Raw genomic sequence first — 19,850 nt, forward strand, 5'->3', positions numbered from 1 at the left:
AGTGAGCTGTGCAGTGAGCCGTGCGGTGGTCCGGCCCGGTGATCCAGGCCGGTCGCGCGGCGCAGTGGCCCGGGGCCGGTCGCGCGTCGCAGTGACCCGGGGCCGGTCGTGCGGCGCAATGGCGGGGCGCGGGTCAGAGCCAGCCGTTGTGCCTGGCCTGCCGCGCCGCCTCGATCCGGTTGCGGGTGCCGGTCTTGCCGATCGCCGACGACAGATAGTTGCGCACGGTACTCTCCGACAGATGCAGCCGGGCGGCGACGTCGGCGATCGTGGATCCGTCCCCGGCGGCGGCGAGCACATCCCGCTCCCGGTCGGTGAGCGGGCTCGGGCCGGTGCTGAGCGCCGCCGCCGCGAGGGCCGGGTCGATCACCCGCTCGCCGGCCAGGACCCGGCGGATCGCCGCGGCCAGTTCCTCGACCGGCCCGTCCTTCACGAGGAAGCCGTACGCCCCGGCCTCCATCGCCCGGCGCAGGTAGCCGGGGCGTCCGAACGTCGTCAGGATCAGCACCCGGCATTGCGGGAGGCGGTCGCGCAGCTCGGCGGCGGCGTCGAGGCCGGTTCTCCCCGGCATCTCGATGTCCAGGAGCGCGACGTCCGGCCGCTCGCGCAGCGCGGCGGGCACGATCTCGTCGCCGTTCGGCACCTGGGCGACGACCTCGATGTCTTCTTCGAGGCCGAGCAGCAGGGCGAGCGCGCCGCGCATCATGCCCTGGTCCTCGGCCAGCAGGACCTTGATCATGTGTCCAGCGTCACCTGGAGCCGGAAGCCGCCGGACGGCGGGGTGTCGATGGACAGCCGCCCGCCTGCGGCCCGCACCCGCTCGCGCAGGCCCACCAGGCCGTTCCCCTGCCGCGCTCCCCGTCCGAGTCCGTGCTCGGCGGCGTGCTGGGGCCCGTGCTGGGGCCCGTGCTGGGGGTCGGGCGCGTGGGAGTGCGCGCCGGGGTGGCTGCCGCCGTTGTCGCTGACCCGCAGCGCCATCCCGCCGCCCGTCCCCTGCTCCAGTTCGATCTCGCACCGGGTCGCCCCGCTGTGCCGGATCACGTTCGTCACCCCTTCTCGTACGGCCCAGCCGAGCAGCGCGTCCGTCTCGGGCGGGAGGTCCACGGACGGCGTGCGGATCGTGAGGGCGATGCCGGCGTCGGCGAGTGCCGTACGCGCGGAGTCCAGTTCGGCGGCCAGGCCGCGGCCCCGGTAGCCGGTGACGGCGGCGCGCACCTCGGTCAGCGCATCCCGCCCGATCCGCTCGATGTCGGCGGCCTGCCCCGCCGCCGCCTCGACGTCCCGGGGCGCCAGGCGGCGTACGGCCTCGGCCTTGACGACGATGACGGACAAAGTGTGCCCGAGGAGGTCGTGCAGGTCGCGGGAGAAGCGCAGCCGCTCCTCGGTGACCGCCGCCCGCGCGAGTTCTTCCCGGGTGCGCTGGAGATCCCGGATGGCCTCCCACAGGCGAATGATCATCGCGGGGATGAGGCCGGCGCAGAAGATGCCCCAGCCGAGGCTGAGGATGCCGGTGAGATCGCCGCCCCGCCACCACGCGATCGCGGCGGCGGCCCCGCAGAGGGCGAACAGGAGGAGGGGCATCTCCCGGCTCCTGACGGTCACGCCGAGCGCGATCGCCAGGAGGACCAGCAGGTAGAGCCAGTTGTCGCCGAATGTCGCGGTGCCTGCGAAGACGACCACGGCGAGCAGGGGCAGCCAGAGGCGCTGTGCGCGGCGGCGGTCACCGAAGGCGAAGCGGATCGTCACGAGGTAGAGCGCGGCCGTCAGGATCGCCGCCGTCCAGGCGAGCCACAGCGGGTGGGAGCGTCCGTGCGTGATGTCCCACACCGGGCCGCCGGTCAGGAGCACCCAGGCGACCATGCCTTTGGCGTCCGGGCCTCGTTCGCCCTCGCGGAGCGGGTTCAGCCAGGTGTCGCCGTCCGATGACCGTTGCGTGGCCATTTTCCCCTTTTCAGGCTGTCTTGCCCGCACGGCGGTAACCGTACATGGCGTAGAGACCGAACACGAGGAGCCAGCTGGACAGAACGGCGACCTCGCGGAGGCCCGGCACCTCTCCGGAGGCGGCGTGCCAGGAGAGCGCGGCGTAACTGTTGGACGGTGTCCACTCCGCGATCGCGCGCAGCCAGGCGGGGAAGTTGGTGGTGGGAATCCAGAGGCCGCCGAGGATGGACAGGCTCAGCATCGTGGCGAGGTTGGTCATGGCGGCGGTCTGGCCGGTCAGGCGGTAGCCGTTGCCCAGGCCGAGCAGGGAGAACGGGATGGTCCCGACCCACAGCAGGCCGATGATCGCCAGCCACTGGCCCGGGGTGAGCGTGACGTGGTTGACCAGCGCCCCGGTGAGCAGAACCGCCGCGATGCTCGGGACGACGCCGAGCACGCCGGTGACCACCTTCCCCGCGACGACCTGCGCGGGCGTCATAGGGGTGAGTCGGAGCTGGCGCAGCCATCCCGCCGCGCGATCCTCCGCGATGCCGCTGCCGTTGTTGAACGCGCTGCCCAGCGCGCCGTACGCGGCCATGCTGACCATCGTGAAGAGCGCCGCGTCGTGCTTGTCACCCTGGGCCAGGCCGAGGTTGGTGAAAAGCAGGTACATCACGACGGGCATGACCACGCCGAAGATGATGTAGCCGCCGTCCCTGAGGGACCTGACCAGTTCGAGTCGGACGTATCCGAGCATCACGCGTTCTCCTTCGCGAGAGGGCCGGTGGGGAGGGGCCCGGTGGAGGGCCCGGTGGGGAGGGGCCCGGTGGAGGGCCCGGTGGGGAGGGGCCCGGTGGAGGGCTCGGTGCTGGTGAGGGCGACGAAGGCGTCCTCCAGATCGGCCGGGGTCACCTCGATGTCGCGTACGGCTCCCGCCTGCGCGAGGGCGACCACGGTCGCGTCGGGGTCGGTGCTGCGCAGGCTCGCCCGGTCGCCGTGGACCTCCATCCCGGTGACGCCGGGGAGCCGGCCCAGCCAGGCGGCCTCACCGGACACGGTCACGCGCACGGTGGTCATCGCCACCACGCGCTTGATCTCGGCGCTCGTGCCGTCCGCCGCCAGCCGGCCCTTGTTGATCACGATGATCCGGTCGGACTGCTCGTCCGCCTCGTCCAGATAGTGGGTGGAGAACAGGATGGTCCTGCCCCGCTCGGCGAAGCCGCGCATGCTCGCCCAGAGTTCCCGCCTGGCCTCGACGTCCAGCGCGGCGGTCGGCTCGTCGAGCACGATCAGGTCGGGGTCGCCTGCGATGGCCATGGCGAACCTGACCCGCTGCGCCTGGCCGCCGGACAGCTTGTCCACGCGCCGGTCGCGCAGCGCGGTGAGCTGGGCGAGGGCGAGAAGCCGGTCGAGCGGGAGCGGCTCGCGGTAGGTCTGGGAGACGAAGGTGAGCAGCTCGCGGACGGTGACCCTCGCGATGATCCCGCCCTCCTGCGGCATGGCCCCGACCCGGCCGCGCCGTACGGCCTGTTCGGGGTCACCTCCGAAGAGGGCGGCCGTTCCGGAGTCGGGCGGGATCAGCCCGAGGAGCATGCCGATGGCGGTGGACTTGCCCGCGCCGTTGGGGCCGAGCAACGCCACGGTCTGGCCCCGGGGGATGCTGAGCGTCAGGCCGTCCACGGCCCGGGTCGCACCGAACGTCTTGGTCACGTTCGCCAGGGATGCTGCGTTTTCCATGGTCAGAACGCTACGGAGGTGCGGCTTTCGGCCGTAGATCAATGAATCCCGGGTTCCACGGGACAAATGTCCTGCACGTGCGATGGCCTGCGGTGGCCGCAGGCCGGAGGGCTGCGACGGGATGCGATGGGATGCGATGGGATGCGGCGGCCGCGTAAGTCCGGAGGAGTACGGCCCGGGGCGGCCCACCGGTCGTGGAGGTCGGGCGGTGTCCACGACCGGTGGAACGCCGCTCAGCTCCCGGGAGTGATCTCGGCGAGCAGGGCCGCCGTGTCGGCCGGGCGGGAGAGCATCGGCCAGTGGCCGGTGGGCAGCTCGCGCAGCTCCCATTCCGGTCCCGTTAGTGCGGCGAAGAACGGGTGCCCCCCGGCGATCAGCGCCTTGACCTGGTCGAGCGGGAACGAGCAGCTGATCAGGGTCTTGGGTAGTGCGTCGAACGCGCCGGTGAGGCGCAGCGGCTCGTTGATCGTGCCGAGCGGCTGGTCGGTCGCGCGGGAGGCCATCAGCTCGCGCTCCGCCGGGCCGAGCCCGTCGAGGCTGGAACCGGACGCCTCCAGGTCTGTCCAGGACGGGAAGGGGTAGCGCCAGCCGTCCTTCAGGCGGGCCTCGACGAACTCGCGTCCGGACATGTCGATCTGGGCGACGCCGTCCGGCACCGGACCGCTCTCCAGGTAGACGACCCGGCCGATCCGGTCCGCGACCCGGTCGGCCGCACCGGTCACCGCCGTACCGCCGCCGCTGTGCCCGACCAGCACGACATCACGCAGATCTTCGTACGTGATCAGGTTGACGATGTCATCGATATGGGTGTCGGGCGTGAGTTCGGGCGAGGCCAGGTGGGATCGGTCGGCCAGGCCGGTGAGCGTCACGGGGTAGGCGGTGTGGCCACTCGCGCGCAGCGAGGACGCGACACCCTGCCACGCCCACGCGCCGAGCCAGAGACCGGGGACCAGTACGTATGTCGTCATGAGTCGACAGTAGAACTGAATCAGGTCAGAATCAGTCCTGATATGTCGACGAATCGTGTTCTGGCTTTCCTCGAACTGCTGCAGGCCCGTCCGGGGCTCACCGGGCCGGAGCTCGCCGCTCGGCTGGAGGTGGACGAGCGCACGGTCCGCCGCTATGCCGTACGGCTCGGCGACCTGGGCGTGCCGGTCGAGGCGGAGCGGGGGCGTTATGGCGGATACCGGCTGCGGCCCGGGTACAAGCTGCCGCCGCTCATGTTCGGTGACGACGAGGCGACCGCCGTCGTGCTCGGCCTGCTGGCGGGCCGCCGTACCGGCCTGTCGGTAGGGGACGCGGCCACCGAGAGCGCGCTGGCCAAGATCCAGCGGGTGCTGCCCGAGGCGCTGCGCGAGCGGGTGCGCGCGGTCGAGGAGATGGTGGACGTGACGTCACGGGCGGCGGACGCGCCCCGCCCGGCTGCGGCCGCGTTGCTCGCGCTCGCCGACGCGGCGCGCCGCCGCCGCCGGGTGCGGCTCGCCTACCGCTCCTATCAAGGGAGCGAGAGTGAGCGGGTGCTCGAACCCTACGGGCTGGTCTTCCATTCCGGCCGGTGGTATGTCACCGGGCACGATCATCGCACTGGGGAGGTACGGACCTTCCGCGTGGACCGGGTGTCCGGTGCGGAGGTCACCGGCGAGGGCTTTGCCGCGCCGGGCGGGTTCGACCCGGTCGCGCACGTGCTGGAGTCCCTCTCCGGCGTGCCGTACCGGCACGAGGTGGAGGTCGTGCTGGCGACCAGCCTGGAGGAGGCGCGCCGCCGCATCCCCCCTACGGTGGCGACGCTCACCGAGGTCGAAGGGCCGAGGGACGGGCGGATGGATGGGGACGCCGATGGCGTCGGCGGGGTCCATGAGGCCCATGGGATCCATGGGGGAGTGCGGATGACGGGGCGCGCCGAGCGGCTGGACGGCATGGCCCAGCTGCTGGCAGGGCTCGGCTGGCGGTTCACCGTGATCAGGCCGGACGAGCTGCGGGACGAGGTGCGCGCTCTCGCGCGGCGGCTGCTCGACGGGACCTGACCGGCGACGAGGCGGGGGTGAACTCTGGGTGGGGCTGATGAGCATCGGAACGAAAAATCCCGTTAAGCAGCCCGTCCGGCGCGTTTTCCCGCCGGTCGTACGGTAAGCGATAACCGTGAGCACACTCGTCGCCGGCGGGCCCTTGCCATCCCCAAGGGCGCCGGGACGTGGAGGAAATCATGACCCAGTCGATACGTGAACGGATCCGAAGCGTCCCGCACGAGGTCAACCGGCTGGCCGTCGCAGTCGGCGAGCCGCTTGAGAGCTTCCGCGCCCGATATGAGCAGGCCGTTCCCGTCTTCGACGCCGAGCGGTTCGAGCGGCTCATCGCGGAAGGCGCCGACTGGGACGCTGTCCTGGAAGCGACGAAGGAAAACGCCCCCCACGGGTTCATCATCTACTGGAGCCACGACTTCTCACCGCTGCTGCGGCTGGCCGGCCATGGGTTGCGCTGCGTGGAATACCTCATGGGCAACCACGAGGTCGCCGAGACGATGTACCGCCACAACCCGGCGATTCTGCTGTACGCACCGCTGCGCACGGCCATTTACGAGGACGCCGTCGGCGATACCTGGTTCACCGTCGATCAGCCGAGAACCCGGTTCTCCAGCTTCGGCGACCCAGGCATCACCCAGGGAGGCGTCGAGCTCGATCGCCGGCTCGCCGCACTGCTCGACCATCTCCGGGTGCCGGTACCCGACATACTGACCGCCCCCGCCTAGCGCCGGCCCGCTCCAGTTCGTCGGCATGGTCGTCGTGATCCTCCGCGACGCCGGGACGGTCGCCCTGCCGGTGATCGCGGCGCTGAAGGCTGAGGCCAGGTGTTTCAGCGGCATCGAGGGAGCGAAGCCTCGATCAGGACGGGAACGGAGGTTGGTTCTCCGGGGGAACGCCGCCCCCTTTGCCCCCGCCTTTCTTGCCCTTGTCCGTGCCGTGCGGCCGGCCCTTGCGCACCTTTCCGACCCCGGACCGCGCCTTGAATTCCGCCGCGTCCTGCGTGGCGCTCCCGCGACCCGATCGGCGCGCCTCGGGCTGCTGTGGCTGCCCCATGGTTCCTCCCAGCTGCCGAATCCCTCCAACGCCGTGGAGTACCGGATCCACCTGCCCTTCGCTGGGGTCGCCATGCACGCCCCAGCGGCCGGTCCGGCAGCCCGCTCACCACGCGAAGGCGCGTGAGATCACACCCGACTCCACCGAGGATCCGGAACCGGATCCGGATCAGACGTGGGTGGCGGCCGGACGCGTGGCCGCCGGCCTTTCGATCTCGACGAACGTCTTCAGCCGCATCAGGTCCTGCCTCAGCTTTTTGACGGGATCCACGCCCAGCAGTTTCGCCATGGCGTGGCCCAGCGCGCCGACGGCCGGGTTGTACGCCATCTGCACCTGGACGCGGGTCCGCCCCTCGGCGTCGGAGGTCAGCCGCAGCGCGCCGGTGTGAGCGAAGAGCTGTCCTTCGACGGTCTTCCAGGCGATCTCCCGGCCCTTCTCGCGCCGGGTCTCCACCACGTCGAAGCGGATCGAGGTTCCGGCGGGGCCGGCGATCACCCAGTGGGACCGGCCGTCGCTGAGAAGGCGCACTTCGCGCACATCAGGCATGATCCGCGCGAAGAAGCTGTAGTCGCTCACCAGTGCCCAGATGTCCTCGGCAGGAGCGGCGATGGAGATCGCGTCCTGAACGTCGACCGCGCGCCGGCCCGAGCTGATCCCGGTGAGCCGCCGCAGGGGGAGGTTGGTCGCCGCGCGTACGAGCAGGACCGCGCAGGCGGCGCGCACCGTCCATGAGAACGGCTGGGGAAGCCCGCCGGACACTCCCCACGTCAGCATGGCGGAGGACCCGACGAGGAAGCGCGCGGTCGGCGACCATCGCTGCTGGAGCAGCTCCGGTACAGGTCTCCTCGTCCGGGACGTGCCCTGCAGCCCAGGCGTGTCCCCGGCTTCGGGATGCGTCTTCCAGCGGCAGTCGACCCGCCTGACCCCCGCGACCCGTCGCACCGCCCACCGGGCCCTCCGATCCTCCTCGCTCAGGATGTCCCCGGACAGCGTCACGATCCTGTCGTCGACGTGGACCTCCACCGCGTGAGGATGCGCCACATAGCGGCCCAGCTGCGCCCGCACGCGTTCATGAAGGACGCGGTCGTCCACGTCGCGCTCGGTGAGGATCCGGTGCCGCGCGGCCGCGAGGGCGCCGCGACCCCGGTTCGGCAGGTCGCTGGAGAGAACGGTGAAGCTGTTCTGCATCTTGTGCGTGGCGTGCGCGGCCTTGTCGCGAACCAGCGCCCGGCGGGTGCGGCCCCGATCCGGATCGCACAGATACTCGATGACCACGCCCGCACAGACTCCCGCGCCCGCGGCACCGAGAGTTCGCCGTAGCGGGGACCGCTCAACGAGCATGACGCCGGTGTAGCGATCCCCTTGAAGACGAGCGGAAGTACGCATAACGACCATGCCTCCCTCGCGGTGCCCAGCCTCCGTCGTCGCCCCTCTACCCGACGGGTCGCGGACGATTCACTCTGTCACCGTGCGGTCTGATGGGACGGTTCGGGTGTGGTCGTCTCCGGTGCGGATCCGTCCCGGCACAGGTCGTGGAGGAGCTCCTCCCAGCGCGCCCCCACGACCTCGATGTCGTAGCCCGCCGCCTTCTCCAGGGCGTTGGCCCCGAACCTGCGGCGTTGTTCCTCGTCCTCGATGAGCAGGCAGATCGCGTCGGCCATCGCGTGGATCTTCTCCGGCTTGACCAGCAGCCCGTCGTGCCCGTGAGTGATCAGCTCGGCGGGTCCGGTCGGGCAGTTGTAGCTCACCACGGGCACGCCCTTGCTCATCGCTTCGAGGATGACCATCGGCATGCCCTCGCCGCGCGAGCTGAGCACGTACACCGACGCCTGGGCGAGCTCGCTTCCCACGTCGTTGACCGACCCCATGAGCAGCACCTTGCCGGTCAGCTCCCGCTTGTCGATCGACGCCTGCAGCTTCTCGCGGCGGGGACCGTCACCGAAGATGCGCAGGGTCCAGTCGGGGTACCTCGCCGCCACGTGCGCCCACGCGCGGATCAGCAGGTCGTAGCCCTTTCCGTACGTGAGGCGGCCGACGGCGACGGCGGTCTTCGCGGTGAGGGGGGATCGGCCGCCCTGCAGCTTGGTCACGGCGTTGGGCATCTGCGTGAGCAGGCGCGGCCTGGTCTTGAGTGCCCGCTCGTACGCCTGGAGGTCGGACTTCGTCAGCGTGACCACCGCGTCGAGCCTTCCGTAGCGGCGGGTGATCTGCTTGCGCAGCTCCGGGCCGTGACCGGCGAGGTTGCCGTGCTCCTGCGCGATCGTGATGATCTCCGGCGGCGCGACCAGGGACATGATCAGGTTCAGGCCGGGCCGGGTTCCGATGAGGACACCGCGCCGCCGGCCACGTATGTAGCGGATGATCTTCAGGTCGGTCCGCAGGGTGAACCAGTGGTGGGCTGCCTCCTCCTTCGGGACCAACCTGCTGGGGAAGCGGGACAGGAGCCCCTTTCGGCGGGGGAGCCGGTCGTCGAGGTAGCGGATCCGGACGCCCGGCGGCACCGGGAAGAACGGCTCCTCGCGCTCTCGGACGATGCTCACGATTTCGACGTCGTGCTCTCTGGCGAGATATCCGGCGAGGTTGAAGACGGTGCGGATCGTGCCGCCCATCCCGTTCGCATGGAGCAGGAGAATGCGTACCTCATGAGCGTTTCGCGGCCCGGCATGCCGTGCGCGGCTTCTGTCGCGCATTGTGCGTAGTTTCAGCACGACACGCCGTAATATCCCCGTAAACGACAAACTATTCCCCGTCCTATATAGGTCTTAACCTCTCTTTTATAGACGAGTTAGGACGTACTAACGTTGATGTGATCTGTCTCACATAAGGCGCCAAACGGTCGTGCGCTTGTACGGCACGTCCTCCAGAACGGCGGGCACCAGGTGGACGCTCACCGGTGCGAAGAGGTCGCGTGGCAGGTAGGAGCAGGCGCGTTCGGGATCAGCGGCCAGCACGAGCCGCCTGATCGCCGCCCCGGCCGCCGCTCTGGTCGCCCCTCCCGCCGCCGCTCGGGGAGCTGCTCCCGCCGCCGTTCCTGGTGCCGGCGCGGCTCCGGTCCCGGCTTCACGTCCGGTGTCGGTCGTGGCTTCACGTCCCGTGCCGTAGCCGGGTTCAGGTTCGGCGCCGGGGCCGGGCGCGGACACCGCTCGCGTTCGGAGGAGGAAGGGCATGACCCGCCGGGTCAGCGCCACGTCGTAGAAGGCGTCACCAGCCAGCACGACATCCACCTCGGGTGTCGTGGAGAGGATGTCGCCCGAACGGACGGTGACGGCGGCCCCGTTGGCGCGGGCGTTGAGCGCGATGGCGGCCACGGCGTGCGGATCGATGTCGTTGGCGACCACCCCGGCGGCGCCCGCCATGGCGGCGGCGATGGCGACGAGACCGGACCCCGAGGCGAGATCGAGCACGGTGCGGCCCCTGACCAGCTCGGGATAGTCGAGCACGTGCCGGGCCAGCGCCTGGCCGCCCGCCCACGCGTAGGCCCAGAACGGCAGCCCGCCGGTCCGCTCCCAGAGCCCGAACACCTCGTCCTGCGCCTCCGCGGGCGCGAGGTGCAGTCGGATCTCCGGAACGTACGGCACGGCCACGAGCCGTGTGTGCGCCCGCACCAGATGCTCCATGCCCGCGCCCTCCCGCCGCACTGTGACTCGGCCCCGGCCATGCCCGCCGCGCCCACCAATCGTGGCATGCCGGCCCTTTTTTCTCCTTGCTCCTCGTTGTTCCTCCTTGCGGCACCATCGGGTCCGTGAGGTCGCGTGAGAGGGCGTCGGCGTCGCCCGGCCCTGCGCGCGTGGCTCCCACGGCGTACTCGCCGGAGTCGACCTGCGGCCTTCAGCCGGTCGGCCGGTCAGGACGTCACAGCAGGGAGAGCTGCTCCGGGGCGGCGGGCTGCGGCCGGTCGCGGACGGCGCGCACCGCTCGGCTCGTCGACCGCCCGATGCCGTATCGCCGGGCCAACTCGCCCACATCCCGGCCGATCCGGTCCTGGTACGCCTTCGGAGCGTAGGCGCCCCTGCCGTACAGCTCCTGGTAGCGCGGGATGAGATGCGGGTGCTCGCGGGAGAGCCAGGCGAGGAACCACTCCCGGGCGCCGGGCCGCAGGTGCAGCACGATCGGCGCGATGTGCGTGGCGCCCGCTTCCGCGATCTCCCGCACGGCCGCGTCGAGCGCCTGTCGAGAGTCGGTGAGGTAGGGGAGGATCGGGGCCATCAGCACGCCGCACGGGATGCCGTGGCCGTTGAGCGTGGCGCAGACCTCCAGCCGCTTGCGCGGGGCCGGCGTCCCCGGCTCGACTGAGCGCCAGACCTCCTTGTCGACGAAGCCGACCGACACGGCGGTGCTCACGTCGGTCACCTCGGCGGCCTCGGCGAGGAGGTCGAGGTCGCGCAGGATCAGCGAGCCCTTGGTGAGGATCGAGAAGGGGTTGGCGGCGTCCCTGAGTGCGGAGATGATGCCTGGCATCAGGGCGTACCGCCCCTCGGCCCGCTGGTAGCAGTCGACGTTCGTCCCCATCGCGATGTGCGCGCCCCGCCATCTGGGGGCGGCCAGTTCCTTGCGGACGAGATCGGGCGCGTTGACTTTCACCACGATCTTCGAGTCGAAGTCCCGCCCGGAATCCAGGTCGAGATATTCGTGTGTCCGCCGGGCGAAGCAGTAGACGCAGGCGTGGCTGCACCCCCGATAGGGGTTGATGGTCCACTCGAACGGAACGTGGCTGGCCCCGGGCACGCGGTTGGTGATCGACCGGGCGTGGACCTCGTAGAACGTGATGCCCCTGAACTCGGGGGTGTCGAACGTTCTGGTCACCGCGCCGCGGGCGAACAAGGGGGCCGCCGGATCGCCCTGGCCGGAGTCGTCGAGCCGCAGATTGTCCCAGCGCATGAGGTGAGTAGAACAAACATTCGATGCAGATCGCAAGCCAGTTCGCCGATGCCGCGCGCTGTGCCGGTGCTCCGTGCCGCGCGCCGTGTGCCGCGCGCCGGGTGACGAGTTGATCCGAACAAACGACAATCCGTCCCGATCGAGGCCTTTGCCGCTTACGGGTGACCACCCGCCATGAGCATCCCTACCGTTGGGGTAGGTCGACACGCCGTTTCGGCGTCATCCCGGGAGACCGATTCGACGCTCCGTCCGTCCGTCCGCACCCGCCCGCGGCCCCGCCGCGTCGCTCCGCGGACCCGACACCACGAGATCCGGCCCCGCCCCCGAGCAGGGACGGGGAACCGTCACGCACGGAGTGATTCCCATGCTCAGAAACGCACTCGCCACCGGCATGCTGCTGGCTTCCGCACTCGTTCCCCCGGCCGTACTCGCTCAGCCGGCGAACGCCGCCGTCGCGACTCAGGCGGCACGCCCCACCTCGACCGCCACGGATGGAGAGGACTGCTGGTGGCGGAAGGGCTGCATGTACTGCAGGGAGAACGGCGAGGCGGTCCGCATCACCTGCAGCGCGGGGAGGCGCGAGCGCGAGCGCGGTCGCCTCGAAACGGAGCGCGAGCGCGCTCGCCATCGTGCCAGGCTCGAACGGGAGCGTTACCTGCACGGTGGTTACGCCGGTGAGCGGCGTGAGCGGGAGCGCAGAGAGGCTCGCCGACGCGCCGAGCGTGAGCGGGAGAGTTACCTGCACGGTGGTTACATCGGTGAGCGGCGTGAGCGGGAGCGCAGGGAGGCTCGCCGACGCGCCGAGCGTGAGCGGGAGCGCTGGGAGCAGCGGCACCGTCGTCACTAGCGCGAGCGTATGGAGCGCGGTCACGTGGAGCGCAGCGGCCAGTAGCACGAGGGGCGGTGAGTCTTAGGACGATCCGTCGCCCAGGCTGGGGCAGATCCGGTCCGGCAGATTCATGCCGTCGCCCCGCGGGGGCTCCCGCGAGGCGACGGTGTGTTCGCGACGGTGTGTGTTGGCGTTGCGCTCGACCTGGGTGGCCTCTTGCGTTCCAGGGTCTCGCGGACTCCGGATCGAGATCGGCGCAGCGAGGCGGAACTGTGAAGCGGGGCCTTCTCCGTCCCCGTACGCAAGAGGCATGTGGGGAACATGAGGGGACCAACAGGACTTCACACAACCAACGGTGACCATAGCAAGGTAACGGAACACTTCGGTTCTGACCTCGGTGACCTCATACAGCCAACGACAACCGTCGGCTACGAGCGACCTGCTAAACAGATCTTAATTACCCGCCCAGGAAACGGCTAACGATCTTCATCGTTGGGCAGAACGTCGGCACACACCTTGCGTTCCGGGGAGGTGCGCCATATGGCCTGGTCGCAGGACGAGGAGCGGATGCTGGCGTTGATCGAACAGCACCTCACCGATGAGGATCCGCGGCTCGCCGCCCGGCTTGAATCGTTCAACGAGCGTGTCGAGCGTCGTCGGAGGGGAAGACGACGCGATGATCGCGAGCGACGGCGGAGCATGCCGCGCCGCTCGACGATCATCATCGTGGTGAGCTGGTTGCTGATCGCCACCTTGATCGCGACCTTGCTGATCATGGCACTGCACCACGACGCCGCCGCGCTCCCCGGCTGAGCTTCCTGAGCCAGTTGAGCCGTTGGCCCGCCTGAGCCGATTGAACCGTAAGCCGCTGAGCCGTAAGCCGTTGAGCCGTCTGCGTTCCCGAGCCACGCCTGAGCCATGAGTGTCCGAGCATCGAACCCGCCGAGTATCTGAACCGGCCGAGTTCTGGGACGCCCCAGTCCTGAGCCCGGCCGGAGCCGCCGGAAGACCGGCGGAGGATCAGCGCGACGACCCCGGCGAGCCTCGCATGGTGAAGTTGTCGAAGCCCATCTTGAGCACCGCCGTGCTCTTTTCGCCGACCCGTCCGATGATGCCGACCTGACCGCTCGGCAGCGGCCTGCCGTCCACCACGGAAGCGGTCCGGGAGCCGTTGACCCACATGGTCAGTTCGACTCCGTCCTGTGTCACCGTGCACCTGGCCTGCACGCTGGTCGGCTCGCCCTTCGTGGACGGATCGGTCTGCACCGGGGAGGTGAGATCGCCGCCGGCGTCGTCCACGACCTTGCGTATCCGAGCCCGTCCGGTGGTGTCGAGGAGGAACTCGTAGCGCGTGGCCTTGCTTCCTCCCGCGTTCTGGCGACAGAACAGGCCGTACTCTCCCGCGCCCTTCACCTCCCTGACCGTGGCGTCCACGCCCAGCAGATAGTCGTTGGGCACGGCCGGTGTCGGTGTCGGTGTCGCGCCCGGCGTGGGGGTCTGCGGCTCGGTGGTGAACGGGATCGGGGCGTTCTCCGACAGATCGTTCTTGTCGTCGCCGTACGCGTCCATGGCATAGAAGCCGCCGACCGCGTACCCCTGCCGGTGGTACTCCTCGCCGGTGTAGTCGCTGCCCCAGCCGGTGCCGCTCCGGTTGAAGTCGTCCTGGTACAGCGGCGTGAGGTCGCCGGGCGGTCCGCCGGGCGACAGCGCGACGTACAGGCCGACACCGCCCGCGACGACGAGCGCGGCGGCCGCCGCGCCGATCCTCAGCCGGGTGCGGTGCGCGCTCGCGGCGGGGGCGGACAGGCGTGTCACCTCGCCGGGCGGGTGCGACACCGTCGGTGCTTCCGCCCGCAGCGTCTGGCCGCCGAACGCGGGCGGTGCGACTCCCGGCGCGCCCCCCGCTGCGACTGCAGGTGCGACTGCAGGTGTGGCACCGCGCGGGGCGGTCGCGGCCGGGTCGGCGGTCTGCTGCCAGGTCGTCTGCACCGAGTGCGCGGCCTGTTCGGGGGCGGCGGCCCGGCCGACCATGTGGTCCAGGAGCTGCTGGGAGGTCGGGCGGCGGCTCGGATCCTTGGCCAGCGCGTAGCCGACCAGGTCGCGCAGCGCCGGCTCCAGCCCGTCGAGGTTCGGCTCGCGGTTGAGCACCTGGTAAAGCACGGCGTGCAGCGTTTCTCCGTGGAAGGGCGTGCGGCCGGTCGCGGCGAACGCGACCAGGCAGCCCCACGAAAACACGTCGCACGCCGCTGACACGGGCTCGCCACGCAGCACCTCGGGCGCCATGTAGCGGGGCGTGCCGATCAGCTCGCCCGTGCCGGTGATCCCGCCGAGGGTGTCCCGGGCCCGGGCGATGCCGAAGTCGATCACCCGTGGGCCGACGGGGGAGAGCAGCACGTTGGACGGCTTGAGGTCGCGGTGGATCACCCCCGCGCCGTGGATGGCGGCGAGCGCGGTGGCCACCCCGACCGCGAGGGCGTCCAGGCTGGAGCCGCGCAGGGGGCCCGACGACTGTACGGCGTGCTCCAGGTTGGGGCCGGGGACGAACTCGGTGACGACGTAGAGCTGGTCGCCGTCGAGCGCGGCCTCGATCACGGCAGCGGTGCAGAACCGGCGGACCCGGGACGCCGCTTCCGCCTCACGGCGGAAGCGCATCGTCAGCTTCTCGGCCCTGAAGGGCCGAGCTTGCAGCTCCTCGCCGTACCTGGCGGATACGGGTCAGGCCGCGTCGTCGGCAGCGTGACTCACTGCCCAACCCACGACACCGCGCGAGGCGATGTTGCGGGCCGCGTTGACGTCGGCGTGCTCAGCGAAGCCGCACAACGTACAGCAGAAGGTTGCCTGGTCGGGCCGGTTGGCCTTGTCCACATGCCCGCAGGCCGAGCAGGTCTGGGACGTGTAGGCCGGATCGACGTGGATCACGGCGACCCCATGCCGGGCCGCCTTGTAGACGATGAAGCTCCCCAACTGGTGGAAACTCCAGGAGTGCAGCGTGACCCGCTGGGGCTTGCGGAGCCGTACCCGGTCACGGATCCCGCCCAGGTCTTCCAGGGCGATGCCGCGTCCGGTGCGTTCTGCCTCGGTCACGATGCGTTTGGCGATGCGGTGATTGGCGTCGGCGGCGAACCGCGCCTCCTTGCGGCGGCGCTTCTTCAGCAGCCGTTTGGCGGACCTGGTGGCCTTGGCCTGCAGCCGGCGGCGCAGCTCCCGGTTGCGGTGGCGCACCGCGTTCAGGCCCTTACCGCAGTGGCGGGCGCCGTCACTGGTGGTGGCGATGTTGGCAATGCCCAGATCCACCCCTATGAACCCGTCCGGTTCGGTGACCGGAACATCAGGGATCTCACAGGTCGCATACAGAAACCACATGCCATCCCGGCAGACCAGGTCGGACTCGCCCTTCCGATACAAGGCGAGCATCTTGAGCTGGTCGGCCGACCCGGCGAACGCGACGTTCTTCAACCTGCTGGCCGTGGTCCAGATCGACACCGTGTGGGCGGTGTGGTCCCAGGACAGGCAGCGGTCATCGAACGGCTGCGCGGCATCAGCGCGGAAGACGATCGGTTTGCTCTCGGCCCGCGCACGGCGCGCAGAGCCTTCCGGTCCCAGGTTCCCGGCCCGGATGTTGGCCTTCAGTGTGGTGTAGGCGTCGGCGACCTTCTTGATCACATGCTGGGCGGCCTGCGCCCCCAACCCGCGCGCTTTCACCTCGCGATAGGTGTGCTTGCGCAACGCGTACTCACGCCGGTCCCCGGTCGTGAACGCGGTCACCGAGGCGAAGTTCGCGGCATCGTTGCAGGCGCGCAAGGTCGCCTCCAACGCCGCCGCCTGCTCAGGCGTCGGCCGCAGCCTCACCTGCACCACCAGCTTCACATCGAACACATTATCGGCTGGTTCATGTCGCCGTGATGGAAACCGAAACCGGATATCCGCCAAGGTCGCAGCGTGGTCTACCGGTCTACAGCCTCCACGCGCATTCGGTCTTCCCCACCAAGTACCGGAGGCGGCCATTTCTGGTCACCGTCGCACTTCGCGGCGTCCTGCGGCGACGGTCCACTGTCGATCGTCAAGGAGTACATCGAGAACCAGAAGCGCCCGGACTAGCGTCCGGGCGAGGCGAGGGAAGCGATTCCTCCCGGGCGTGAAAGCCCGGGGTTCCTCCCTAAATCACGCTGAACTGCTCGTGGCGGCTGAACTCCGGGTTGATCACCTTGACGGCGACGCGTTGGCCGTCTCGGGACTCGCCCAGGTAGACCGTGCCCATGCCGCCCACACCCAGGCGGCCGAGCAGGCGATATCCGCCGATGTGAAGGGGATCTCCCGGAGTGAGGTCGTTCACCACGCCATCCAACCGCCGTACGTCATATTTCGCACATTCAGCGGCAAAGCCTACAGAGATCCTCTCGCGCACCAGCACGCGTGACGAAAGCGCCCGCGGTTGTCAGAGGGACTTGAGGAATGCGGCGGCGACCGGTGCGGCGACCTTCCCGCCGCCGCCCCCGCCTTCGACGACGACCGCGAAGGCGACGTCACCGCGGTAACCGATGAACCACGCGTGGGATTCCAGCTTCTCGCCGGTGCCGAACTCCGCCGTGCCCGTCTTGCCTGCCGCACCGGCGGGGAGGCCGGCGGAGCGCGCAGTGCCCTTGCTCACGACGGCCCTCATCATCACGCGCAGTTGCTCGGCGACGCCGTCCGGCAGGTTCTTGGGCGAGGTCTTCTGCTTGATGGAGGGCACCAGCGTCGGCGGCCGCCACGAGCCGTCCGCGACCGCGGCCGCGACGGTGGCCATGACCAGCGGGCTCGCGGTGATCCGGGCCTGGCCGAAGGCCTCCGCGCCCAGCTCGGCGTCGCTGGTCGCCTTGGGCATACTCGCCTTGGTCGCGGGGACGCCGATGTTGAGCGGCTGGTTGAAGCCGAAGCCGGAGGCGATGTCGTACAGCTTCTGCGCGCCGAGTTTGGACGCGGCGAGCGGCGCGAAGGTCGTGTTGCACGAGTGGGCGTAGGAGTCGAGGAACGACAGCGCCCCGAACGCCTCGTGGTCGGAGTTGCGGATCTGCAGCCCGCCGACGGAGGCCGTCTTGGGGCAGGTGACCTGCGCCGACGGGGTCAGACCTTCGGCGAGGAGGCCGGCGGCCGTGATGGTCTTGAACGTGGAGCCCGGAGGGTAGCGGCCGTCCAGTGCCCGGTTGAAACCGCCCTGGTTGTTGACGACCGCGAGGACCTCGCCGCTGGACGGGCGCACGGCCACCAGTGACGTAGGCTTCTTGATGTCGCGTACGGCATCCGCCGCGGCGCGCTGGACGCGCAGGTCCAGGCTGGTCTTGACGTCGCGTCCGGCCGACCCCTTCATGGTCGTCAGGGTCTTCTTCCCGGCGAGGATCTCGGTGGTCGGCGTGCCGGCGAGTGACTTCTGGAAGCTCTCCTGGAGGCCGCCACGGCCGATCGCGTCACCCGTCTTGTACGCGGAGCCCAGAGCCTTGACGTCCTTGGCCGTCGCCTTGTCCAGGTATCCGACGAGCTGCGCGACCGAGCCGCCCACATCGCCGCCGTCGATGCGGTTGCCGTTGGCGTCCGTGATCATCCCGCGCTGGGGCCAGGTCGTCTTGAGCGACAGGTGGTCGGTGCCGTCGAGTTCCGGATGCGCGGCCTTCGGGGACCAGGCGACCTTCCAGTAGTGGTCCTTGACCGTGAGGTCGATCGTCCCGTCGTAGGTCCACTCGCCGACGTTCTTGAGCGTCGCCGTCGCGGTGTACGCGGCGGTGGCCCTGTCGTCTCCCGACGGGGTCACCGCGCCGAGGGTGACGGCGACCGCGGTGGCGCCGAGATTCTTGGTGAGCTCGGCGTAGGCGGCCTCGAAACCGGGCGCCGGCGTCGCGAGCTCGGCCTTCATCGCGGCCAGGTCGCCGCGCGCCCAGGCGGCGGTGAACCGCTGCGCGGTCTCCTGCGGGGTGCCTCGGGTGTGCAGGACGTAGTAGGCGCCGCCCGCCGCCGCTCCGGCCACCAGGACGGTGACGGCCGTCGTGATCGCGATCGTACGTCCTCGGGGCACGCGTTGCCTCCCAGCCTAGAAATCGGCACAGAGCCTATCGCGGTCAAATGGCCATACAAGCCGCGGTCAAGAAGAATTCTTGACGCTCGCGGCGTACTTGTTCACGTATTCCTGGCCGGAGAGCTCGCGGATCGTCTCCATGATCTGGTCGGTGACCCGCCTCCGGTCCCGTGCGCTTCCCGGATCGCCGGTGTAGAGGGTGGGGGCGCCGAGCCGTACCCCGATGCGGGTGATCCGCGGCACGGTGGCTCCCGGCGGCAGCACGCGGTCGATGCCCTCCATGGCGACCGGGATGACGGGGACGCCCGTGGTGAGCGCGAGCCAGGCCACGCCGATCTTGCCTTTGTAAAGGCGGCCGTCGGGGGAGCGGGTGCCTTCGGGGTAGATGCCGAACAGCTCGCCCGCCTTCAGCACCTCGGCCGCGGCGTCGAGCATGGCCTGTGCGGCTCCGGCGCTCTCCCGGTCGATCGACAGGTTGCCCGTGCTCCGCATGAACGTCGCCGTCAACGAGTTGCCCGTGAAGTATTCGTTCTTCGCGACGAACGTCACCTTCCGCGGCAGCAGCGCCGGCAGGAAGAAGGAGTCGAGGACGGACAGGTGGTTGGACGCGAGGATCGCGGGCCCCGTCCCCGGCACGTGCTCTCTGCCCTCGACCACCGGGCGCCACAGAATCCGCACGGCGGGCGCGCTGACGATCTTGGCAATGCGGTAGAGCACGGGCACTCCTCAGGATCTCCGCCGGTCCGGCCTCGCGCCGGCGGCGACGCGATCAACCCTAAGCCAGAGCAGGGTGTCGCCACCCTGCGCGTCGCGTCTCAAGGTTTCGTACGGTTTGGCCTGATCGTCGTTCAGTAGCCGAAACCCCCGTGAGATGAGGTCTCACGGGGGTTTCGATGTTCAGGCCGATGTGGTGGTCGCCTCCTCGGCGAGAGGCACAACACGGCTCCAGCCGAACGGTATTCCGTGAAGGCGGTAATTGCGGCCCGGGGGACACATCCACATCGGCGCTACCAAGACTAACGGATGCCCGGCGATGGTCATTCCGGATCCCGGGATTCCGGCGAGTCACGTCTTGTCGCTATGTGGCGAAATATCCGTTTGATGACGATTTGCGACATGTCGAGGGGCTCCGCCCTGCCCCGGCACCACGCGGGCGGGGATGGCGGCGCCTTCCTCGAGCTCGCGGAACGGTTCCCCGAACTGCGCCCCGTGCTGGACGAGTTGCTGCAGGTTCTGCATCCCGGCCACATCGATCCCGGTCATGACCTTCTCGTAGGCGTCGTCCAGTTCCGCGCCGGACCGCATTGTCGCCCAGGGCCCCATGGCCGGCTCGCCCGCCAGTTCCCGTACGAACGCCTCGGCCTGT

At 69.9% G+C, this 19,850-nt stretch carries 21 protein-coding genes; 6 read left to right on the forward strand and 15 right to left on the reverse strand.

Translation table 11 applies throughout. From position 1 onward, the window contains the following. Nucleotides 1-133: 133 nt before the first annotated feature. From QSK17_RS29545 to QSK17_RS29565, 5 genes are all read right to left on the reverse strand, one after another. Nucleotides 134-739 (reverse strand): response regulator transcription factor, encoded by a 606-nt coding sequence (locus tag QSK17_RS29545; protein ID WP_285708759.1) that lies wholly within the window; start codon nucleotides 737-739, stop codon nucleotides 134-136. Continuing rightward, entirely contained in the window at nucleotides 736-1,941 is a 1,206-nt protein-coding gene (locus QSK17_RS29550) for a sensor histidine kinase (protein ID WP_285708761.1), read from the reverse strand. Before QSK17_RS29550 ends, QSK17_RS29545 begins: the two co-directional genes overlap by 4 nt. 10 nt (nucleotides 1,942-1,951) lie before the next feature. Then, the gene (locus QSK17_RS29555; protein ID WP_285708763.1) at nucleotides 1,952-2,677 is read right to left on the reverse strand and encodes an ABC transporter permease; all 726 of its coding nucleotides are present in this window, start codon (nucleotides 2,675-2,677) and stop codon (nucleotides 1,952-1,954) included. Beyond that, nucleotides 2,677-3,657 (reverse strand): ABC transporter ATP-binding protein, encoded by a 981-nt coding sequence (locus QSK17_RS29560; protein ID WP_285708764.1) that lies wholly within the window; start codon nucleotides 3,655-3,657, stop codon nucleotides 2,677-2,679. Before QSK17_RS29560 ends, QSK17_RS29555 begins: the two co-directional genes overlap by 1 nt. A gap of 233 nt (nucleotides 3,658-3,890) precedes the next feature. After that, the gene (locus QSK17_RS29565) at nucleotides 3,891-4,625 is read right to left on the reverse strand and encodes an alpha/beta fold hydrolase (RefSeq protein WP_285708766.1); all 735 of its coding nucleotides are present in this window, start codon (nucleotides 4,623-4,625) and stop codon (nucleotides 3,891-3,893) included. 42 nt (nucleotides 4,626-4,667) lie between these two features. Here QSK17_RS29565 and QSK17_RS29570 point away from each other — a divergent pair, with 42 nt between their 5' ends. The 3 genes from QSK17_RS29570 (at nucleotide 4,668) to QSK17_RS29580 (ending at nucleotide 6,857) form a co-directional block, all read left to right on the forward strand. Further along, on the forward strand, nucleotides 4,668-5,681 hold the full coding sequence (locus QSK17_RS29570) for a helix-turn-helix transcriptional regulator (RefSeq protein ID WP_285708768.1): 1,014 nt from the start codon (nucleotides 4,668-4,670) through the stop codon (nucleotides 5,679-5,681). Between the two features lie 179 nt (nucleotides 5,682-5,860). Further along, nucleotides 5,861-6,403, forward strand: coding sequence for a DUF302 domain-containing protein (locus QSK17_RS29575; RefSeq protein WP_285708769.1), 543 nt, complete (start codon nucleotides 5,861-5,863; stop codon nucleotides 6,401-6,403). A gap of 25 nt (nucleotides 6,404-6,428) precedes the next feature. After that, nucleotides 6,429-6,857, forward strand: a complete 429-nt coding sequence (locus QSK17_RS29580) for a hypothetical protein (protein WP_285708771.1) — start codon at nucleotides 6,429-6,431, stop codon at nucleotides 6,855-6,857. 42 nt (nucleotides 6,858-6,899) lie between these two features. Here the strand turns inward: QSK17_RS29580 and QSK17_RS29585 are convergent, their stop codons facing one another. The 4 genes from QSK17_RS29585 to QSK17_RS29600 all read right to left on the reverse strand — a co-directional run bounded on the left by QSK17_RS29585 (nucleotide 6,900) and on the right by QSK17_RS29600 (nucleotide 11,609). After that, the gene (locus QSK17_RS29585; RefSeq protein WP_285708772.1) at nucleotides 6,900-8,072 is read right to left on the reverse strand and encodes an SRPBCC family protein; all 1,173 of its coding nucleotides are present in this window, start codon (nucleotides 8,070-8,072) and stop codon (nucleotides 6,900-6,902) included. A gap of 122 nt (nucleotides 8,073-8,194) precedes the next feature. Then, nucleotides 8,195-9,340 (reverse strand): glycosyltransferase family 4 protein, encoded by a 1,146-nt coding sequence (locus QSK17_RS29590; RefSeq protein WP_285708773.1) that lies wholly within the window; start codon nucleotides 9,338-9,340, stop codon nucleotides 8,195-8,197. Nucleotides 9,341-9,547: 207 nt separating this feature from the next. Continuing rightward, complete coding sequence (locus tag QSK17_RS29595) at nucleotides 9,548-10,348, reverse strand: class I SAM-dependent methyltransferase (protein WP_285708774.1); 801 nt, start codon at nucleotides 10,346-10,348, stop codon at nucleotides 9,548-9,550. Between the two features lie 235 nt (nucleotides 10,349-10,583). Next, a complete protein-coding gene (locus QSK17_RS29600; RefSeq protein ID WP_285708775.1) occupies nucleotides 10,584-11,609 on the reverse strand; it encodes an Rv2578c family radical SAM protein in 1,026 nt (341 codons plus the stop codon). A gap of 364 nt (nucleotides 11,610-11,973) precedes the next feature. Between QSK17_RS29600 and QSK17_RS29605 the strand changes: the two genes are divergently transcribed. Together QSK17_RS29605 and QSK17_RS29610 are read left to right on the forward strand one after the other, a co-directional pair. Beyond that, nucleotides 11,974-12,456 carry a hypothetical protein gene (locus QSK17_RS29605; protein WP_285708776.1) on the forward strand — a complete coding sequence of 161 codons (483 nt, stop codon included), beginning with the start codon at nucleotides 11,974-11,976 and terminating at the stop codon, nucleotides 12,454-12,456. Between the two features lie 522 nt (nucleotides 12,457-12,978). After that, complete coding sequence (locus tag QSK17_RS29610; RefSeq protein WP_285708777.1) at nucleotides 12,979-13,251, forward strand: DUF3040 domain-containing protein; 273 nt, start codon at nucleotides 12,979-12,981, stop codon at nucleotides 13,249-13,251. 207 nt (nucleotides 13,252-13,458) lie between these two features. Here QSK17_RS29610 and QSK17_RS29615 read toward each other — a convergent pair whose 3' ends face one another. Both QSK17_RS29615 and QSK17_RS29620 read right to left on the reverse strand, forming a co-directional pair. Further along, nucleotides 13,459-15,090, reverse strand: a complete 1,632-nt coding sequence (locus tag QSK17_RS29615) for a serine/threonine-protein kinase (protein ID WP_285708778.1) — start codon at nucleotides 15,088-15,090, stop codon at nucleotides 13,459-13,461. A gap of 63 nt (nucleotides 15,091-15,153) precedes the next feature. Next, entirely contained in the window at nucleotides 15,154-16,305 is a 1,152-nt protein-coding gene (locus tag QSK17_RS29620; RefSeq protein WP_285708779.1) for an RNA-guided endonuclease InsQ/TnpB family protein, read from the reverse strand. A 72-nt stretch (nucleotides 16,306-16,377) separates the two neighbouring features. On the opposite strand from QSK17_RS29620, the gene QSK17_RS36275 reads away from it, so the two are divergent. Next, nucleotides 16,378-16,536 (forward strand): transposase, encoded by a 159-nt coding sequence (locus QSK17_RS36275; protein WP_352231862.1) that lies wholly within the window; start codon nucleotides 16,378-16,380, stop codon nucleotides 16,534-16,536. A 58-nt stretch (nucleotides 16,537-16,594) separates the two neighbouring features. On the opposite strand, the gene QSK17_RS29630 is transcribed toward QSK17_RS36275, so the two are convergent. From QSK17_RS29630 to QSK17_RS29645, 4 genes are all read right to left on the reverse strand, one after another. Next, complete coding sequence (locus tag QSK17_RS29630; protein WP_285708780.1) at nucleotides 16,595-16,771, reverse strand: hypothetical protein; 177 nt, start codon at nucleotides 16,769-16,771, stop codon at nucleotides 16,595-16,597. Nucleotides 16,772-16,873: 102 nt separating this feature from the next. After that, nucleotides 16,874-18,484: a penicillin-binding transpeptidase domain-containing protein gene (locus QSK17_RS29635; protein ID WP_285708781.1), complete on the reverse strand. Its 1,611-nt coding sequence runs from the start codon at nucleotides 18,482-18,484 to the stop codon at nucleotides 16,874-16,876. A 66-nt stretch (nucleotides 18,485-18,550) separates the two neighbouring features. Then, nucleotides 18,551-19,201, reverse strand: coding sequence for a lysophospholipid acyltransferase family protein (locus QSK17_RS29640; RefSeq protein ID WP_285708782.1), 651 nt, complete (start codon nucleotides 19,199-19,201; stop codon nucleotides 18,551-18,553). A gap of 348 nt (nucleotides 19,202-19,549) precedes the next feature. Continuing rightward, entirely contained in the window at nucleotides 19,550-19,789 is a 240-nt protein-coding gene (locus QSK17_RS29645; RefSeq protein WP_285708783.1) for a hypothetical protein, read from the reverse strand. Nucleotides 19,790-19,850 lie beyond the last annotated feature (61 nt).

The sequence above is a fragment of the Microtetraspora sp. NBRC 16547 genome, from assembly GCF_030268965.1.
In the GTDB taxonomy this organism is placed as follows: Bacteria; Actinomycetota; Actinomycetes; order Streptosporangiales; family Streptosporangiaceae; genus Microtetraspora.

What these genes read in the sequence shown, in the direction of transcription:
- QSK17_RS29560 (WP_285708764.1), bottom strand. Translation starts at nt 3,657, where the DNA reads ATGGAAAACGCAGCATCCCTGGCGAACGTGACCAAGACGTTCGGTGCG.
- QSK17_RS29610 (WP_285708777.1), top strand. Translation starts at nt 12,979, where the DNA reads ATGGCCTGGTCGCAGGACGAGGAGCGGATGCTGGCGTTGATCGAACAG.
- QSK17_RS29615 (WP_285708778.1), bottom strand. Translation starts at nt 15,090, where the DNA reads ATGCGCTTCCGCCGTGAGGCGGAAGCGGCGTCCCGGGTCCGCCGGTTC.
- QSK17_RS29645 (WP_285708783.1), bottom strand. Translation starts at nt 19,789, where the DNA reads ATGCGGTCCGGCGCGGAACTGGACGACGCCTACGAGAAGGTCATGACC.
- QSK17_RS29600 (WP_285708775.1), bottom strand. Translation starts at nt 11,609, where the DNA reads ATGCGCTGGGACAATCTGCGGCTCGACGACTCCGGCCAGGGCGATCCG.
- QSK17_RS29590 (WP_285708773.1), bottom strand. Translation starts at nt 9,340, where the DNA reads ATGGGCGGCACGATCCGCACCGTCTTCAACCTCGCCGGATATCTCGCC.
- QSK17_RS29565 (WP_285708766.1), bottom strand. Translation starts at nt 4,625, where the DNA reads ATGACGACATACGTACTGGTCCCCGGTCTCTGGCTCGGCGCGTGGGCG.
- QSK17_RS29580 (WP_285708771.1), top strand. Translation starts at nt 6,429, where the DNA reads ATGGTCGTCGTGATCCTCCGCGACGCCGGGACGGTCGCCCTGCCGGTG.
- QSK17_RS29555 (WP_285708763.1), bottom strand. Translation starts at nt 2,677, where the DNA reads ATGCTCGGATACGTCCGACTCGAACTGGTCAGGTCCCTCAGGGACGGC.
- QSK17_RS29570 (WP_285708768.1), top strand. Translation starts at nt 4,668, where the DNA reads ATGTCGACGAATCGTGTTCTGGCTTTCCTCGAACTGCTGCAGGCCCGT.
- QSK17_RS29595 (WP_285708774.1), bottom strand. Translation starts at nt 10,348, where the DNA reads ATGGAGCATCTGGTGCGGGCGCACACACGGCTCGTGGCCGTGCCGTAC.
- QSK17_RS29545 (WP_285708759.1), bottom strand. Translation starts at nt 739, where the DNA reads ATGATCAAGGTCCTGCTGGCCGAGGACCAGGGCATGATGCGCGGCGCG.
- QSK17_RS29575 (WP_285708769.1), top strand. Translation starts at nt 5,861, where the DNA reads ATGACCCAGTCGATACGTGAACGGATCCGAAGCGTCCCGCACGAGGTC.
- QSK17_RS29550 (WP_285708761.1), bottom strand. Translation starts at nt 1,941, where the DNA reads ATGGCCACGCAACGGTCATCGGACGGCGACACCTGGCTGAACCCGCTC.
- QSK17_RS29585 (WP_285708772.1), bottom strand. Translation starts at nt 8,072, where the DNA reads ATGCTCGTTGAGCGGTCCCCGCTACGGCGAACTCTCGGTGCCGCGGGC.
- QSK17_RS29605 (WP_285708776.1), top strand. Translation starts at nt 11,974, where the DNA reads ATGCTCAGAAACGCACTCGCCACCGGCATGCTGCTGGCTTCCGCACTC.